This is a genomic window from Oceanobacillus polygoni, from assembly GCF_008304605.1.
GTDB lineage: Bacteria > Bacillota > Bacilli > Bacillales > Amphibacillaceae > Oceanobacillus > Oceanobacillus polygoni.
Genome location: NZ_PIJY01000011.1, coordinates 19,349 through 35,802, shown reverse-complemented (window position 1 = coordinate 35,802; position 16,454 = coordinate 19,349). Strand labels below are relative to the sequence as shown.

The 16,454-nt window shown below is 38.8% G+C and carries 16 protein-coding genes and 3 riboswitches; of the genes, 9 read left to right on the top strand and 7 right to left on the bottom strand.

Going from position 1 to position 16,454, the window contains the following annotated elements:
* Positions 1–545: hypothetical protein (locus F1560_RS22280; protein WP_223116396.1), on the top strand; the 545-nt coding region annotated here is incomplete at its 5' end.
* 59 nt (positions 546–604) lie between these two features.
* On the opposite strand, the gene F1560_RS04565 is transcribed toward F1560_RS22280, so the two are convergent.
* Complete coding sequence (locus tag F1560_RS04565) at positions 605–1,978, bottom strand: LLM class flavin-dependent oxidoreductase (RefSeq protein WP_149473462.1); 1,374 nt, start codon at positions 1,976–1,978, stop codon at positions 605–607.
* 20 nt (positions 1,979–1,998) lie between these two features.
* A complete protein-coding gene (ssuE, locus tag F1560_RS04560; RefSeq protein WP_149473461.1) occupies positions 1,999–2,550 on the bottom strand; it encodes an NADPH-dependent FMN reductase in 552 nt (183 codons plus the stop codon).
* 126 nt (positions 2,551–2,676) lie between these two features.
* Positions 2,677–2,784: riboswitch (SAM riboswitch) on the bottom strand.
* A 127-nt stretch (positions 2,785–2,911) separates the two neighbouring features.
* Positions 2,912–3,020, top strand: a riboswitch (SAM riboswitch).
* A 91-nt stretch (positions 3,021–3,111) separates the two neighbouring features.
* Here ssuE and F1560_RS04555 point away from each other — a divergent pair.
* The 6 genes from F1560_RS04555 (at position 3,112) to F1560_RS04530 (ending at position 9,420) form a co-directional block, all read left to right on the top strand.
* Complete coding sequence (locus tag F1560_RS04555; protein ID WP_149473460.1) at positions 3,112–4,164, top strand: LLM class flavin-dependent oxidoreductase; 1,053 nt, start codon at positions 3,112–3,114, stop codon at positions 4,162–4,164.
* Between the two features lie 17 nt (positions 4,165–4,181).
* On the top strand, positions 4,182–5,135 hold the full coding sequence (locus tag F1560_RS04550; protein ID WP_149473459.1) for an ATP-grasp domain-containing protein: 954 nt from the start codon (positions 4,182–4,184) through the stop codon (positions 5,133–5,135).
* 30 nt (positions 5,136–5,165) lie between these two features.
* Positions 5,166–5,279, top strand: a riboswitch (SAM riboswitch).
* Between the two features lie 176 nt (positions 5,280–5,455).
* Positions 5,456–6,772 (top strand): O-acetylhomoserine aminocarboxypropyltransferase/cysteine synthase family protein, encoded by a 1,317-nt coding sequence (locus F1560_RS04545; protein ID WP_149473458.1) that lies wholly within the window; start codon positions 5,456–5,458, stop codon positions 6,770–6,772.
* 30 nt (positions 6,773–6,802) lie between these two features.
* Complete coding sequence (locus F1560_RS04540; RefSeq protein WP_149473457.1) at positions 6,803–7,795, top strand: aliphatic sulfonate ABC transporter substrate-binding protein; 993 nt, start codon at positions 6,803–6,805, stop codon at positions 7,793–7,795.
* A gap of 21 nt (positions 7,796–7,816) precedes the next feature.
* Entirely contained in the window at positions 7,817–8,659 is an 843-nt protein-coding gene (locus F1560_RS04535; protein ID WP_149473456.1) for an ABC transporter permease, read from the top strand.
* 14 nt (positions 8,660–8,673) lie between these two features.
* Complete coding sequence (locus F1560_RS04530) at positions 8,674–9,420, top strand: ABC transporter ATP-binding protein (RefSeq protein WP_149473455.1); 747 nt, start codon at positions 8,674–8,676, stop codon at positions 9,418–9,420.
* Between the two features lie 39 nt (positions 9,421–9,459).
* On the opposite strand, the gene F1560_RS04525 is transcribed toward F1560_RS04530, so the two are convergent.
* Together F1560_RS04525 and F1560_RS04520 are read right to left on the bottom strand one after the other, a co-directional pair.
* Positions 9,460–10,326: a YitT family protein gene (locus F1560_RS04525; protein ID WP_149473454.1), complete on the bottom strand. Its 867-nt coding sequence runs from the start codon at positions 10,324–10,326 to the stop codon at positions 9,460–9,462.
* A gap of 130 nt (positions 10,327–10,456) precedes the next feature.
* Positions 10,457–10,918: an SRPBCC family protein gene (locus tag F1560_RS04520; RefSeq protein WP_149473453.1), complete on the bottom strand. Its 462-nt coding sequence runs from the start codon at positions 10,916–10,918 to the stop codon at positions 10,457–10,459.
* A gap of 155 nt (positions 10,919–11,073) precedes the next feature.
* Here F1560_RS04520 and F1560_RS04515 point away from each other — a divergent pair, with 155 nt between their 5' ends.
* Positions 11,074–11,274, top strand: coding sequence for an alpha/beta-type small acid-soluble spore protein (locus F1560_RS04515; RefSeq protein ID WP_149473452.1), 201 nt, complete (start codon positions 11,074–11,076; stop codon positions 11,272–11,274).
* Between the two features lie 110 nt (positions 11,275–11,384).
* On the opposite strand, the gene F1560_RS04510 is transcribed toward F1560_RS04515, so the two are convergent.
* Positions 11,385–12,479 carry a branched-chain amino acid aminotransferase gene (locus tag F1560_RS04510; RefSeq protein WP_149473451.1) on the bottom strand — a complete coding sequence of 365 codons (1,095 nt, stop codon included), beginning with the start codon at positions 12,477–12,479 and terminating at the stop codon, positions 11,385–11,387.
* Between the two features lie 147 nt (positions 12,480–12,626).
* On the opposite strand from F1560_RS04510, the gene F1560_RS04505 reads away from it, so the two are divergent.
* Positions 12,627–13,406, top strand: coding sequence for an HAD family hydrolase (locus F1560_RS04505; protein WP_149473450.1), 780 nt, complete (start codon positions 12,627–12,629; stop codon positions 13,404–13,406).
* A gap of 51 nt (positions 13,407–13,457) precedes the next feature.
* Here the strand turns inward: F1560_RS04505 and serA are convergent, their stop codons facing one another.
* Together serA and F1560_RS04495 are read right to left on the bottom strand one after the other, a co-directional pair.
* Positions 13,458–15,044 carry a phosphoglycerate dehydrogenase gene (serA, locus tag F1560_RS04500; protein ID WP_149473449.1) on the bottom strand — a complete coding sequence of 529 codons (1,587 nt, stop codon included), beginning with the start codon at positions 15,042–15,044 and terminating at the stop codon, positions 13,458–13,460.
* Entirely contained in the window at positions 15,041–16,201 is a 1,161-nt protein-coding gene (locus F1560_RS04495; protein ID WP_149473448.1) for a pyridoxal-phosphate-dependent aminotransferase family protein, read from the bottom strand. Before F1560_RS04495 ends, serA begins: the two co-directional genes overlap by 4 nt.
* Between the last annotated feature and the right edge of the window lie 253 nt (positions 16,202–16,454).

Below are 16,454 nucleotides of genomic sequence, written 5' to 3'. Positions count from 1 at the left end.
GTGGGCCTTTTAGGCCGAGGCCGGCAAAAGAGGCTTTCAGCCGCAGAACAAACCACCAGTTCACACTGGTGGTTTTGATTTTAGTATTTAAACCTGCCTTAAGACTCTATGTGTTATCAAACACAGGTTGTGTACGTCGAATAATTGATTCTTTGTGTATATTTTCATTCGAAATAGTAGAAATTACTTTTAGAATGATTTTTAAATTAGTAGGTGAGTTGATGAAAAAATTGATTTTTGCTGTGGTTATTCTTCCTGTAATTGTCTTAGCGGTGTGTTTTAACACAGTGACTGCAGAAGTAATCGAGCATGAGAATAATGATAAGGAATCCCACCATAATTGGGTAGAATATAGTACGGATACAACAGTATTGGAAGTTGGTTCTCATGAGGTTTCATACATGAAGAATCTTCTTAGATATTCGTATGTATGTGATATTTCCCATAAAATAATAACAGTTGTTTATTATTGTGATGAACATGATCACACGAAATCGGAAACATTCTTGGATGAAGTAATACATAGTGAGCAACATAGACATTAATCGATAAACACACCACTAAAAAAGCATGCCTATAGTGAAATGGCACGCTTTTTTAGTTATTACTGCTTTACAAGCAATTTTTGCCTTCCAGGATGTGTGTCAAGGAGCTTGTCGCCTTTTCCAAATAAGTTATCTCTTAAAGTACTTCCTTCATATTCGGTTTGCACAAGCCCTCTTTCTTGTAAAACAGGTACGACAAGCTCGACGAAATCTTTAAAAGACCCTGGAGTTATGGCATACGCAATGTTAAAGCCGTCTATACCAGCTTCGTTCACCCATCGCTCCATCTCGTCTGCGACCTGTTCGGGAGAACCAATTGCCGTTGCTCCCATACCACCAATACCAATGGTTTGGATAACATCTTCTACTGTAGATGGTCGATCAGGATGGATTTTTGTGAAATTTTCAAGTGCGGATCGAATCGAGTCATTTTCGATATAACTGATTTCTTGATCCTTCGCATATTGGGATAAATCGACTCCAGTCCAGCCTCCGAATAATGCTAATGCGCCTTCTGCACTTATATATTGTTGATAGTCTTTGTATTTTTCTTTAGCCTCTGCTTCTGTTTTACCAACAATCGGAACAAACATCGTAAGGATTTTTACTTCTTCTCTAGATCTTCCTGCCCGTTCAATATCTGCTTGCAGTTTATCCACGGTTGCCTTTGCTGTTGCAATCGTTGGTGCGCCAATGAAAACAAGCTCCGCATTGTTAGCAGCAAAAGCACGCCCTTTTTTGGATGCGCCAGCCTGATAAAGAACAGGTGTCCGCTGTGGAGAAGGCTCACATAGGTGAGCACCAGGAACCTGGTAATATTTTCCTTGGTGGTTAATATCATGAACTTTACTTGGATCTGTATAAATGCGATTTTCTTTATCAAGCTTTACGGCATTATCTTCCCAGCTTTCTTCCCAAAGCTTATAGCAAACTTCCAAATATTCATCGGCAATATTATAGCGTTCATCATGATTAATCTGATCTTCTAATCCCATATTGACAGCTGCGCTTTTTAAATAAGATGTAACGATATTCCAGCCGATACGTCCATTTGTTAAATGATCTAATGTACTGATTTTACGGGCAAATGTATATGGATGCTCATGTGTCACTGAAGCAGTTATTCCGAAACCGAGGTGCTTAGTCACTGCTGCCATGTATGGAACAATTAGAAATGGGTCATTCACCGGTGATTGTGTCCCATTTCTCACTGCAGCATCACGAGATTCCCCGTAGACATCATAGGTTCCTAATACATCCGCAATAAAAACTGCATCGAATCTACCTTTTTCTAATGTTTTAGCAAGGTCGATCCAATATTCACTATCTTTATATCGATGGGATTGATCTTCCGGATGGGCCCACAATCCAGGTGACTGATGCCCGGGTGTATTCATATCGAAGGCATTTAAAAAAATTCTTTTTCTCGTCATTATTTCTTCCACTCCCTAAATTAATACGTTACTGCTTCAGCTAAGGCTGGATTGTTTACGAGTTGGATAAAGTAATAGAGTTGCTTTTTTGTACGTTGTAAAACTTCATCGTCGATAATTGGATTTACGCTTTGTTTGTCAATTTGACCATCAAGTAGGTAAAGGCCTTTTAAATTATGTGCCTTCAATGTTGCAAGTACTGGCTTCAACGTATATTCCACAGCTAAAAGGTGAGATGCACTTCCACCTGTCATCAGTGGTAGTACCGGCTTATGTTTTAATACGTCTTGTGGCAAAATATCAATCAACGCTTTTAGTACGCCTGAATATGCGCCTTTATATACAGGGGATCCAACAATCAAACCTCTAGCCTGTTGAATCGTTGCTGCAATATCCTTAACGGCTGGACTATTGAAATCCCCTTGAAATAAATCCTCATAGGGTACATCTTTTACGGAGATATGGGTCACTGAAAAGTGCTCGTTTTTTAATAAGGTACCTAAATATTTCAGCACCTGCTCAGATCTAGAAAACTCGGACGGACTACCGGATAGAATAACAATTTCGCTCATGTAAACATTCTCCTTTATATTTTAATTTGTTGGTTTTGAATTATTTCTTTCTAAAAGTATCATTTCAATAAAAAACCCCCTTTTCTTCTAGAAAGAGAAAAGAGGGTACACGTAATCATTTATCAGCTCTTATCTCTCAAGAAAAAATCTCGCTGGAATTAGCACCTTTCTAACAATGGTTAGGGGTTGCTGAAGCGTCATAGGGCCAGTTCCCTCAGCTTCTCTTGATAAGAATTTTTAATTGTTGGATATATTCTAATATATTTATTCCAACAAGTCAACTAAGGATTATAAGAATTAATTGATTGACATTTCATAAGTTTTATATTATTATTCAACCAACAACTAAATTACTTGATGTATCTTATCGCGAGAGGTGGAGGGACATGGCCCAAGGAAACCTCGGCAACAGGTTCTGTTTATAGAGTACTGTGCTAATTCCATCAAGCAGACTGCTTGGAAGATAAGAAAGAGAAAGCATTGTACGTTATGTCAAACCTCTATTCTTATCGAAGAATAGAGGTTTTTTTTATTGATTAGATTTTAGGGGGAGATGGAACGATGAAGTATGGATTTTGGTTACCGATTTTTGGTGGGTGGTTAAGAAATGTAGAGAATGAAAATATGCCACCAACATTTGATTATGCAAAAGAAGTCATTCAGCAGGCAGAAAAATGGGGTTATGATACAACGTTAATTGCTGAATTATATTTGAATGATATTAAAGGGATAGATGCTGATTCGATTGAAGCTTGGTCAACAGCGGCAGCATTAGCAGCAGTTACAGAAAAAATTGAAATTATGACTGCTGTACGTCCAGTATTTCATAATCCTGCGGTAACCGCTAAAATGGCTGCGAATATTGATCATATTAGTAATGGGCGGTTTACCTTAAATGTTGTCTCTGGCTGGTGGGAAGAGGAGGCAAAGCAATATGGTGGGGAATTTACAGAGCATAATGATCGCTATGATCGTACAAGTGAATTTCTAGAAGTTCTCAAAGGCTTATGGACAGAAGAGACGTTCTCTTATGATGGAAAGTTTTATAAAATCGACAATACAAACCTATCACCAAAGCCAATTCAGCGTCCAAATCCAATTTTATATGCCGGTGGAGAAAGTGAGAAAGGTAAGCAAGTTATCACATCCTACTGTGATGCTTATGTGATGCATGGGGGAACTGTGGAAGAAGTGAAAGTTAAGGTTACCGACATGAAGGATCGAAGAAAGCAGGCTGGGGGAGAAGCGCTACAATCATTTAGTATGGCTGCCTATGTTATTTGCCGAGATACAGAGGAAGAGGCGCAGGAAGAGTTAAAACGCATTACGACAGTTAAAGATGCAGCTGGTTATGCAGGAATGAAGGATTTTACAACGAAATCGGAGCTTGAACAGCAGCTTAAACTGCAAGATTATTCGGTATCAAATCGTGGCTTGCGTCCGAATCTTGTCGGAACACCAGAACAAATTGCAAAGCGAATTTTAGCCTATGAGGAAGTCGGTGTAGACCAACTATTATTACAATGCTCACCACAGCTGGAAGAATTAGAACGGTTTGCAAAGCAAGTAATGCCTAAGGTAGAAGAATTGCGTAAATCATTAACAAATATTTAGTTAAGGGAGAATAATAAATGAGTAAAATATATGTAATTCACGAAAATAATGAATGGACAGCGCATTTAATCAATCGATTAAAGGAGCTTAATTTACCTTATGAAGATTGGTTGCTTGATAGTGGCACGGTTGATCTTAGTGTAGCACCTCCAGAGGGGATTTTTTACAACCGAATGAGTGCTTCGTCACATACACGTGGAAATCGGTTTGCCCCAGAATTAACGAATGCTGTACTTGCATGGTTAGAGCATCATGGAAGAACTGTAATAAACGGCAGTCGTGCACTACAGCTTGAAGTAAGTAAAGTTCTACAATATCTGGAGCTGGAAAAGTATGGAGTAAAGACACCAAAAACAATTGCCGCTGTTGGAAAAGAGAATATTTTAAAAGCAGCACAGGCATTTGAAGGGAAGAAATTTATAACGAAGCATAATCGTGCTGGAAAAGGTCTAGGTGTACAATTATTTACTTCTGCAAGCGCGCTACAAAATTATGTAGAAGGGGATACGTTTGAAGAGCCGGTTGACGGAGTTACACTACTACAGGAGTATATTGAATCCCCAGAGTCCTATATCACACGCTGTGAGTTTGTAAATGGGAAATTCCTTTACGCGGTACGTGTGGATACATCTGAAGGATTCGAATTATGCCCGGCAGATGCATGTACGATCGATGATCTTTTTTGCCCGGTAGGAGAAGAAAGTTCACAGCCAGCTAAATTTCAAATACGTGAGGGCTTTGATCACCCAGTTTTAGAAAAATACGAACGTGTTTTAGCAGCAAATAATATCCGAGTTGCAGGCATTGAGTTTATCGAGGATAAAGACGGAAATGTATACACATATGATATTAATACGAATACGAATTACAATAGTGAAGCAGAAGCAAAAAGTGGAAAATATGGCATGTTAGAAGTAGCAAAGTTTTTAGGTAATGAACTTGAGAATTTGCATGAACTTGTTCGCGGATAACACACGTAAAAATAATTTAATGGTGAGAAGTCCTTATCGAGAGTCAGGATAGGAATCTGATCTAATGATCCTGTGGCATCGTTACAGTAGAAGTTGAGTAGCAAGGTGCCAATTCCAGTAAGTCGTGAGCTTGGAAGATAGGGAGAGGTGTACGTGATAAGACAAACTCTCTTCTTGGTGGAAGAGGGTTTGTTTTTAAAAGCTAATATTAAAAGGGATTTTTTTATGAATTAAACCTAGTTAATCTATGGGTATAATGAATTTTAATTTATTTGGTGACCTTAGATTATAATGAAATTTTATTAAAAGGAGAAATAAAAGTGACTAATGAAAATCAAGGTACATTAAATTTTAATACAATTGCTCAACATGGAGGGCAAGAGCTTGATGCCGTGACACATGCTAGAGCAGTACCGATTTACCAAACAACATCCTATGGGTTTGAAAGTACGGATCACGCGGCATCTCTTTTTCAAATGCAAGAGGAGGGATATATCTATTCCCGTAATGCGAATCCAACGAATCGGGTTCTGGAAAAAAGGTTAGCAGAATTAGAAGGTGGTGTTGATGCATTTGCGGTTTCTTCAGGGCAATCGGCTATCACAATCGCCTTATTAACGTTAGCAAAAGTTGGTGATGAGATCGTAGCAACTAATGCATTATACGGTGGAACATATACGCTTTTCGCTGAAACATTTAAACGCTTTGGAGTTACCGTTCGTTTCGTCGATGGGACGAATTTTTCAGAAATAGCCGATGCAATTAACGAAAAAACGAAAGCAATTTACACAGAAACAATCGGCAATCCAGGGTTACAAATCGCTGATATCCAAGCGATCAGTAAGATAGCGCATAACCATGATTTACCGTTAGTTGTTGATTCTACATTTACGACACCATATCTCCAACAGCCAATAACGTTTGGTGCGGATATTGTTGTCCACTCGACAACGAAATTTATTGGTGGACATGGGACATCAATTGGCGGAATTATTGTAGATGCAGGGAAGTTTGATTGGGCAAATGGTAATTTTCCCGAGTTTACGACACCATTACCAGCTTTGAATCACCAGTCTTATCTTGAATTGAATACAGAGAGTGCATTCATTGCGAAAGCAAGATTTGATCTCGGGCAGAATCTGGGGATGACTTTATCTCCTTTTAATGGATGGCTATTTATTCAAGGCCTTGAATCATTGCCATTACGAATGAAACTGCATGTCGAAAATGCAAAACAAATTGCTGCTTTTTTAAATGAGCATGAACACGTAACATGGGTAAACTACCCGAGTTTATCAGAAAACGATCAGTATGAGCTTGCTAAAACCTATTTACCTAAAGGATCGGGATCAATATTTACATTTGGAATAAAAGGTGGACTGGAAACAGCAAAAGCTTTTATTCAATCCGTTAAGCTTTTATCCCATGTTGCAAATGTAGGCGATTCAAAATCGCTTGTGATACACCCTGCGAGTACGACCCATTCTAGACTATCAGCAGAAGAGCAGCAGATGACTGGTGTCACACCAGAACAAATTCGAATTTCTGTAGGGTTAGAAGATGTAGAGGATATTAAAGCCGATATTCATCAGGCCTTAATTGCAAGCAGAAAGACGAACTTAGCGGGGCAAGGCTAAGCTTACTTTAATAACGGAGGGGAGAAAGAAATGTTCAGAAAAAGTTATTTAATGTTGGTGCTGATTTGTTTTGTTTTATTCATTACTACAGCATGTTCTTCAAGTGCAAGTACAGATGGAAAACCAGAAAAAATCCGCCTTGACTATGCTTACTATTCACCAACAAGTTTAGTGTTAAAGGAGTTTGGTTGGCTGGAAGAGACATTAAAGGAGGAAGGAATAGAAGTTGAGTGGGTATTAAGTCAAGGAAGTAATAAAGCACTAGAGTTTTTAAATAGTAACAGCGTCGACTTTGGCTCAACTGCAGGAGCTGCCGCATTAATATCTAAAGCAAACGGATCACCAATAAAGAATGTGTACATCTACTCAAATCCCGAATGGACAGCACTTTTAGCTAATCCAGATACTGGAATAACTACAGTGAATGATTTGGAAGGAAAGAAAGTAGCTGCGACATTAGGGACGGATCCTTATATTTTCTTATTACGTGCATTAAATGAAGCTGGTGTATCAACAAATGATGTGGAAATCGTTAATCTTCAACATGGTGACGGTGCATCAGCATTATCACAAGGTTCAGTTGATGCATGGGCAGGTTTGGATCCGAATATGGCCCGTGTTGAATTGGAAACAGATGCCGAATTATTCTATCGTAATATTGACTTTAATACGTACGGATTCTTAAATGTTAGAGAAGACTTTGCAGAGAACTATCCGGATTATGTCAACCTTGTAATCGATGCCTATGAAAAGGCAAGAGAATGGACAATTGAAAATCCTGAGGAAGCGGCTGAAATATTAGCAAATGAAGCGGAGATGTCACTTGATGTAGCGCTTTTAACATTGGAACGTAATGATTTCTCCGAAGCTGTGCCAAGCTCTGTTCATGAAGAAGCATTGATTGAAGCCGGTAAAATCCTGCAAGTAAGCGATGTTATTGATGCGGAAGCTAATATTGAAGAACTTACTAATGAATTAATTGAATCATCCTTTGCAGAAGAAACGATAGGCAGAATTGAATAATGAATGGGGGGGAGAAATGAAATGGAGAAAATACAAGGAAACGTTCCATCAGTTCTTGTTCATGATAAAGATTCTGCAAAAAAGAGAACAAAAAAGAAATTTAATGTAGAACATCTCCTGTTAGGTAGTATCATACCGGCATTTCTTATAATTGCTTGGGAAATATTCAGTAGACTAGGAGTATTTCCATCGTATATGCTTCCTTCTCCGTCCGTAGTTCTTGGAACAATTATCGGTTTAGGCCAGGATGGGACATTAGCAGGGCATATTGGTATCACAACTTATCGTGTATTTGCTGGTTTCATTCTTGGGACTATTGCAGCTGTGATTCTAGGTTCATTTGTAGGGTTCTACCAAAAGGCAGAACGGCTACTCGACCCGATGATTCAAGCGTTTCGCTCGATACCATCACTTGCATGGGTGCCATTATTTATTTTATGGATGGGAATTGGAGAAACATCGAAAATCACAATGATTTCAGTTGGTGTGTTTTTTCCTGTCTATTTAAATATAATCAGTGGCATTATTGGGGTTGATCGTAAATTAATTGAAGTAGGAAGCATTAATGGGTTAAATGCATTTCAATTGGTTAGGAGAATCATTTTACCCGCCTCCCTACCTTCATTTCTCACAGGTTTACGGAGTGGTCTCGGCTTAGGTTGGATGTTTGTAGTTGCTGCAGAATTAATGGGAGCTAGTCAGGGTTTAGGATATTTACTAGTGCTTGGTCAAAATACGCTGTCACCCGAAACCATCTTGGCAAGTATTATTTTATTTGCAGCGATTGGAAAGCTATCCGATTGGCTTTTGAAAATAATCGAAACACGAGCACTGCACTGGCAGGATCGAGTTGCTAAATTGTAATTAGGGGGGTAAAAATGAGCTTAGAATTAAGAAACGTAGGGAGAGTTTTCAATGGGATTCCAGCCGTTACAGATGTTTCATTTTCTGCTAAGCCAGGTGAAATTATTGGACTGCTTGGAACGAGTGGTTGCGGGAAAAGTACATTACTACGAGCGATTTCTGGATTGGATAATGAGTACGATGGAGAAATTTCGATTAATGGAAAAACATCGAAAATGATTCATCGTGAGACAGGGTTTATTTTTCAAGAACCTCGATTATTTCCTTGGCTAACCGTTCTTGGAAATGTCACATTCGGACTTACTGGAGAGAAGCAGGAAAAAGAACAGCTTGGAAAGCAGTATTTGGAGAAAGTTGGATTAAGTGGGAATGAAAAACTGTATCCGAAACAGTTATCTGGTGGCATGGCACAGCGTGTTGCCATAGCGCGCGCATTAGTAACTTCCCCAGAAATATTACTATTAGATGAACCGTTTAGTGCATTGGATGCTTTTACGAAGATGCAATTACAAGATTTGTTACTCTCCATTTGGAAGGCTTACCAAACAACGATTGTACTCGTTACGCATGATATTGATGAGGCAACCTATTTATGCGATCGTATTATCATTCTTCGCGGGCAACCTGGGGAGATTACAAAAGAAATTAAGTTGGAAGAAAAACGTCCTCGGGCAAGGGGGAGCAAGCAATTAGCAGAGATTAAAACAGAGATTTTGAAAAGTCTCGATTTGAATAAAGCAGTTGATCTGACAACGGTATAACAAAAGGAGGCATGCCCAATGCATGCCTCCATAATTACTCTATAATTTCTGTCCATAATACCGATCTAACGTGAAGCCACGTCCTAAAATTTCGGATGCATTTATAAAAATAACAAAGGTTGTAGGTGCTTCTTTTTGTAGCAGTTTCTTTAAGTGCACTGCCTCTTGTTGTTCGGTTACACAGAGGATCATGGTTTTATCAAGATTAGAATAACCTCCGACAGATCGAACCTTCGTCAACCCACGATCGATCCCTTCATGAATAAGGTTTTGGATTTTTTCCTCCTCATCCGTAATGATTAAAATTAACTTCGTAGCTGCAGTTCGTAATTGGACAAAATCGATTGCCTTCCCACTAATGTAAATTGCTAATAGTGCAAACAACGTAAGTTCTAAACTAAAGACGATAATTGATGCAATTACGACAAGTCCATCTACAATAAACTGTGAATAACCGCTCGATATACCAGTGAACTTCTTTACGATCTGAGCAATCGCAGCGGTTCCTCCTGTTGATCCGTTTCCTTTATAAACAATACCTAGTCCAACTCCGAGTATAATCCCACCATATAGCGCTCCAAGAAATGGATTTGTAATTTCGATAGGAATATCCGCTGATAGAAAAATTACAAAAGGAACCCAAAATGTGCCTAACAGTGTCTTAAAGCTAAAGTCTCTTCCTAATGCCATCCAACCGATAAAAAAGATTGGGATATTAATGACTAATTGTACGAGTGCTGGACTGAATGCGTATATTTCAAATAATATGGTACTGACCCCTGACATGCCTCCAGCCGCAAGTCTTGCAGGAAGAAAAAATATATTATAGGCTAGTCCAACAAGTGTTGCACCAAGAATAATATAGAGGTATTCAATCGTCGCTTTATTCTGTTTTATTCTTTTCATTCGATTATTTCCTTTCCTTCTCAAGCTAACCTTCTTAACTTTATCATTGGCAAGCGTTTGAGTAAATAGCACAAATAGGAAAGGAAATATAAAAACACGGATTCAAGGAGAATCCGTGTAAGCTAACATCCTATACAGTTGCAGTTACTTTTTCCAATGCTGCAATTTTTGCCGCAACCTTTTCCGTGAATTCTTTGCCGACTTTTGGTACGACTGTTTTTAAAACGGGATTAACCATCGCTCCCATCATGCCTTTAACCGTGATATTCAAGCTACCGATTATTTGCGTTTTTGTATGCGTTAATGGTATTGCTTTAAAATATCCGCCACCAATCCAATTTTCGCTTGATCCACTTAATTGAAATGTAATGTGTGATGGTTCTATCCATTCGGTGATTTTGACCTTCACATTTACATCTTTTTGCACCACGCCGATATCACCATGTAGTTTCCATATTGATTGCCTGTCATTGATAATTTCATGTTCAGCATATCCTGGTACGAGAGGTGCCCAGTTATTCATGTCGCTAACAAAATTCCAAATCCTTTTAATCGGCATATTTAGTTCGACATGATGGATGCTGTGTGCCATGCAATCTAACCTCCTTTTATATATGTAATAAATACATGCAACGTTAATATATGAGGCAGATGTCTCTTTTAGACCAAGTATAGAAATTAGGTTAACGATAAATAATAAAATGGAGCAGGTTCATTCTGTTCAACTACACCGAGGAGTGATCAATGATGGCTCGTAACAACAGAAATCAATTGTTAGTGCCTGGTGCGGAAAATGCAGTGGACAACATGAAGGAAGAAATTGCAAATGAGCTCAATGTAGAACTTGGAGCTGATACGACTGCACGTGAAAACGGTTCGGTGGGCGGCGAAATGGTCAAACGAATGATCAAAATAGCTGAAGAGAGTATGACAAATAGAAATAATTAGTTAGAATTAATGGGGGATACCTCTTGAAAGTGCGGGGTATCCCTTTTTAACGGATATTTGTTTCTATCCACAAAAAAAGAAACCGACATCCTGCCGATTTCTTTTTCGAATTAATGTTTAACAGCGCTTTTTGCTTCTACTTTCACAATCCAGTTAAATGGATCTTCTACTTTACCGTATTGGATCCCGGTAATTGTATCATAAACCTTTTGGGAAATTTCACCAGTATTTCCTCCATTGATGACCATATCTTTGCCATCCCATGTTAGTTGGCCAATCGGAGAAATAACTGCAGCGGTTCCTGAACCAAATGCTTCTTCCAATAATCCATCCTGGTGAGCCTGATATAATTCCTCCATGGAAATGCGACGTTCCGATACGGGAATACCCCAGTGTTTTAGTAGTTCAATTACAGAGTTTCTTGTTACTCCAGCAAGGATACTTCCATTAAGCTTAGGTGTTACCACTTCTCCACCGATTTTGAAGAATACGTTCATGCTTCCAACTTCTTCGACATATTTCTGTTCGACACCATCTAGCCAAAGAACCTGTGCGAATCCTTCTTTGGAAACATCCTCTTGCGCTTTTAAGCTTGCAGCGTAGTTTCCACCGGTTTTTGCTTCTCCAGTACCACCTTTAACTGCACGAACATACTTGTTTTCAACAGCAATCTTAACAGGATTGATCCCTTCTTTGTAGTACGCGCCAACAGGTGATAGAATAACAATGAATTTATAATGGCGTGATGGCGCAACTCCGAGATATGGTTCAGTTGAAATAATAAATGGGCGAATATAAAGCGATGTTCCTTCAGCATCAGGAACCCATTCTTTATCTACTGTTACGAGCTGTTTGATTGCTTTTAGTGCAAATTCCTCATCAATCGGTGGAATGCAAAGTCGATCACTAGAAAGGTTTAAACGTTCAAAGTTTTTTTGTGGTCTAAACAATTGTACTTCTCCATCAGCCGTACGAAACGCTTTTAATCCTTCAAAAACGGATTGACCATAATGAAATATCATGGCGGAAGGATCGATCATTAGAGGTTGATATGGTACAATGCTCGCATTATGCCACCCTAATGGATCAGAATAATCCATAACAAACATATGATCTGTAAAAGCTCTGCCAAAAATAAGCTGATCAGAATTGGGCTTCTCTTTTTTTGTCTCACTCAGTTGTAAGCGAATTGTTTTGTCTTCCATATCAATTATCTCCTTGTTGTTTTAAAAGTTTCTATATATCATAATAGATATTTAGAATTTGTGCAAGACTTAATTTTTAATTAATTTTGTTAAGTTAGTTTTATTGCGATATGTTAAAATGAAAAAAAGGTTTAAAGGAGCTGGAAAATGTTTAAAGCAGTATTTTTTGACTTAGATGATACATTATTATGGGATGAAAGAAGTGTAAAAAATGCGTTTGAAAGGACATGTGCACTGGCAGCAGAGAGGTATGGTGTCGATGCAAATGAGCTGGAGACTACTGTTAGGGAGCATGCTAGAAAACTTTACGCTTCGTATGATACATATGAATTTACACAGATGATAGGGATTAACCCATTCGAAGGATTATGGGCAAACTTTTTGGATGAAGGAGAAGCGTTTGCTAAATTGAAGGAAATTGCCCCTGCGTATCGCAGAGAGTCATGGACAGAGGGATTAAAGGAGCTCGGGATTGATGATCCAGAATTCGGCCTAGAATTGGCAGAAGCTTTTCCGCGTGAAAGGATGAAAACAGCTCTTTTATTCGATGATACGATACAAGTATTGGATAAACTGAAGGGGAATTACCAACTCCTGATGTTAACGAATGGATCTCCAGATTTACAAAATACAAAGCTTACATTAACGCCTGAATTAGTATCGTATTTTGATCAAATTGTTATTTCGGGTGATTTTGGAAAAGGTAAGCCGGATCCAACGATCTTTGAGCATGCGTTGCAGTTACTTTCGCTTGATAAAGATGAAGTGATTATGGTAGGGGATAACTTGAATACGGATATACTAGGCGCAGTAAGGTGTGGTATAACATCTGTATGGCTGAATCGTCACGAAAGAGAAGCAGGAGAAGTCAAACCAACATATGAAATTAAAAGCTTATTAGAGCTTTTGCCAATCCTTGAATCATAAGCAGAACAGAAAAGCACACAGTCACGAACGATGACTGTGTGCTTTGAACATTTATAAATCAATTGGTGTTACTTCTTTAATTTCTTCAAGACTCTTTAATTCTTCCATTGCTTCTTCTTCTAAATGTTTATCAATCGTCAATACCATAATTGCGTTGCCGCCGATATCAGAGCGGTCTACTTGCATGGTAGCGATATTAATTTGGTGCTTCGCAATGGTGCTTCCCATTCGACCGATAACTCCAGGCTGGTCAACATGCTGGATAACAACTAGATGACCTTCTGGGGTAACGTCGACACTATATTCATCCACTTTTACGATGCGCGGTCCGAATCCGTTTAGCAAAGTGCCGGCAACTTTACGTGTTCCTGACTTGCTTTTTACTTCAACTGTAATTAGATTCGTGAACCCTTTTGTTGAAGAGGTTTTGTTTTCATTAACGACAATCCCTTTTTTATTTGCCAGATATAATGCATTGACATCATTAACGTGATCACCTAAGTGGCGTTTTAAAATCCCTTTAATTGTATTACGCGTTAATGGTGCTACTTCCATATCGGACAAGTCGCCAGAGTACGAAATATTTATTTCTTCTGCTACTTCCTTCGTCAAATCAATTAGAAACCCTCCTAATTTCTCTGCTAGATGGAAATAAGGTTCAATCTTATGCATAAGCTCACCTGGAACGGATGGGAGGTTAACCGGATTTTTCACCACATCTCCATTCAAAAAGCTAAGCACGTCGTGACTAACATCAACAGCAACAATTTCCTGTGCTTCAATGGTACTAGCACCTAAATGTGGTGTAGCAACCACTTCTGGCAGCTCTAATAATTTATGATCGATAAAAGGCTCTTCTTCAAAAACATCTAATGCTGCTCCTGCTACTTTTTTCGAAACAATTGCATCATACAGTGCATCTTCATCAATAATTCCACCACGAGCACAGTTAATAATGTGAACACCTTGCTTCATACGTTCAAAGGCTTCAGCGTTAATTAGATGTCTTGTTTCTTTCATCAATGGCGTATGAACGGTGATAAAGTCTGCTTGCTCAATAACTTCTTCAAGTGTGCCATAGCCAATTCCCATTTTATCTGCTCTTTCTTTTGTTAGAAATGGGTCATAAGCAACAACGTTCATGCGCTGGCCTTTTGCACGAAATGCAACTTCGGCTCCGATTCTTCCTAATCCAACCACACCAAGGGTTTTATTTTTCAGTTCCACACCGACATACTTTTTACGATCCCATTTTTTGTGTTTCAAAGCATGGTAGGCTTGTGGGATATTCCGTGATAATGACATAAGCATCGCAATTGTGTGCTCTGCGGCTGAATTGGTATTTCCATTTGGTGCATTAACGACGATTATTCCATTTTCCGTTGCTGCATCAAGGTCGATATTATCAACACCAACTCCAGCACGTCCAATAATTTTTAACCTTGTTGCTTTGTTTATTAATTCTCGTGTTACCTGTGTTTGACTTCGGACGAGCAGTGCATCAAATTCACCAATCCGATCTTCTAGCTCTTCTGTGCTTAAATTTGTCTCATTGACAAGATTCATATTTGGTGCTTCACGTAATGGTCTGATACCATCCTCGCTAAGCGGATCGCTAATTAAAATGTTAAACATTATGCAAGTACCTCCTGTTGCAGATAGACTTCCTGAGCAGCACGCATTCCTTGTCCCAACTCAATATTTTTACCAATCTTCTTTATGCCGATTTCCATAATACCGATGATTTGTAATACATCTGCTGGAGAACAATAACCCATATGCCCAATTCGGAAAATTTCACCTTGAAGGTGTTGTTGACCACCAGCAACCGATAAATTAAATTCACGCTTAATTACTTTTCTTAAATCCTCTGCAGCGAAATCAGCAGGTTTGATTGCCGTAACAGTCGGTGATGACACGTCATCCGCTGTAAGTAAAGGTATCTCCATCGCTTTAAATGCTGAGCGAGTCATGTTTTTCATCAGTTCGTGTCTATTATAAACAGCTTGTAGACCTTCCTCTTCAAAAAGGTTCAATACTTGATCTAACCCAAATAATAAGGATAGGGCAGGGGTGAATGGTGTTGAATCTTCGGAAAGACTCTTACGATATTTCCTCAAATCTAAGTAGAAACGAGCTTGTTCATTATTCTCAATGACCTTCCAAGCTTTTTCACTTACTGTAATAAAAGTTAATCCTGCTGGAAGCATCATTGCCTTTTGTGAACCTGTGACGAGTAAATCAATACCCCAAGCATCCACCTCTGTTTCAACTCCACCAACACAGGAGACACCATCTACAATCACAAGCGCATTGGATTGTTCGTGAACAGCCTTACACAATTCCTGAATCGGGTTTAGTATCCCAGTTGATGTTTCACAATAAGTAGCAAAAACGGCCTTGATAGTTGGATGATCCTGTAAGTATGCTTTTATGTACGCTGGATCAAATGCTGCACCCCACTCTACATCATAGCGCTGTACCGTAACACCGTATGCTTCACAAATTTTTACAAAGCGATCACCGAAAGCGCCAGTAACAATAACGAGAACTTCATCACCTGGTTTAACTGTGTTAACAACAGCCGTTTCCAATCCCGCTGTACCACTTCCAGAAACAATTAGCACGTCCTGTTCGGTTCCAAAAACTGGCTTTAGCCTTGGTTTGATTCGTTGCATTAATTCTTTTGTTTCTTTTCCTCGATGTCCAATCATCGTTTGATTCATAGCCCGTTGTACACTTGGTGGAATTGGGCTTGGTCCAGGTATTCTTAATAAATGCTGATCTGCTAGCATGTTGCACTGCTCCTTTTTTGGATAGCTTGCATACATGAATGATTCATTTTTAGAAATTATTTCATTGATGCAAAAACCCATATTTGATATTCAATATAACAAGTATACAACTGTTGTCAACAAATTTTGTGAAGTAATATTTTTCAGGAAAAAGAGGTTTAATATTTGTAAACGCTTTATGTGTTTATGTAGTGGGATTAGAAATTATTTTCTGGGAATCCGTTTAAAAAATCCCAACGAAGTGAACTTTCGG

Coding starts and splice junctions, on each gene's coding strand:
- F1560_RS04555 (WP_149473460.1), top strand. CDS start 3,112: ATGAAGTATGGATTTTGGTTACCGATTTTTGGTGGGTGGTTAAGAAAT.
- F1560_RS04535 (WP_149473456.1), top strand. CDS start 7,817: ATGGAGAAAATACAAGGAAACGTTCCATCAGTTCTTGTTCATGATAAA.
- F1560_RS04505 (WP_149473450.1), top strand. CDS start 12,627: ATGTTTAAAGCAGTATTTTTTGACTTAGATGATACATTATTATGGGAT.
- F1560_RS04525 (WP_149473454.1), bottom strand. CDS start 10,326: ATGAAAAGAATAAAACAGAATAAAGCGACGATTGAATACCTCTATATT.
- F1560_RS04540 (WP_149473457.1), top strand. CDS start 6,803: ATGTTCAGAAAAAGTTATTTAATGTTGGTGCTGATTTGTTTTGTTTTA.
- F1560_RS04550 (WP_149473459.1), top strand. CDS start 4,182: ATGAGTAAAATATATGTAATTCACGAAAATAATGAATGGACAGCGCAT.
- ssuE (WP_149473461.1), bottom strand. CDS start 2,550: ATGAGCGAAATTGTTATTCTATCCGGTAGTCCGTCCGAGTTTTCTAGA.
- F1560_RS04530 (WP_149473455.1), top strand. CDS start 8,674: ATGAGCTTAGAATTAAGAAACGTAGGGAGAGTTTTCAATGGGATTCCA.
- F1560_RS04520 (WP_149473453.1), bottom strand. CDS start 10,918: ATGGCACACAGCATCCATCATGTCGAACTAAATATGCCGATTAAAAGG.
- F1560_RS04565 (WP_149473462.1), bottom strand. CDS start 1,978: ATGACGAGAAAAAGAATTTTTTTAAATGCCTTCGATATGAATACACCC.
- F1560_RS04495 (WP_149473448.1), bottom strand. CDS start 16,201: ATGCTAGCAGATCAGCATTTATTAAGAATACCTGGACCAAGCCCAATT.
- F1560_RS04510 (WP_149473451.1), bottom strand. CDS start 12,479: ATGGAAGACAAAACAATTCGCTTACAACTGAGTGAGACAAAAAAAGAG.
- F1560_RS04515 (WP_149473452.1), top strand. CDS start 11,074: ATGGCTCGTAACAACAGAAATCAATTGTTAGTGCCTGGTGCGGAAAAT.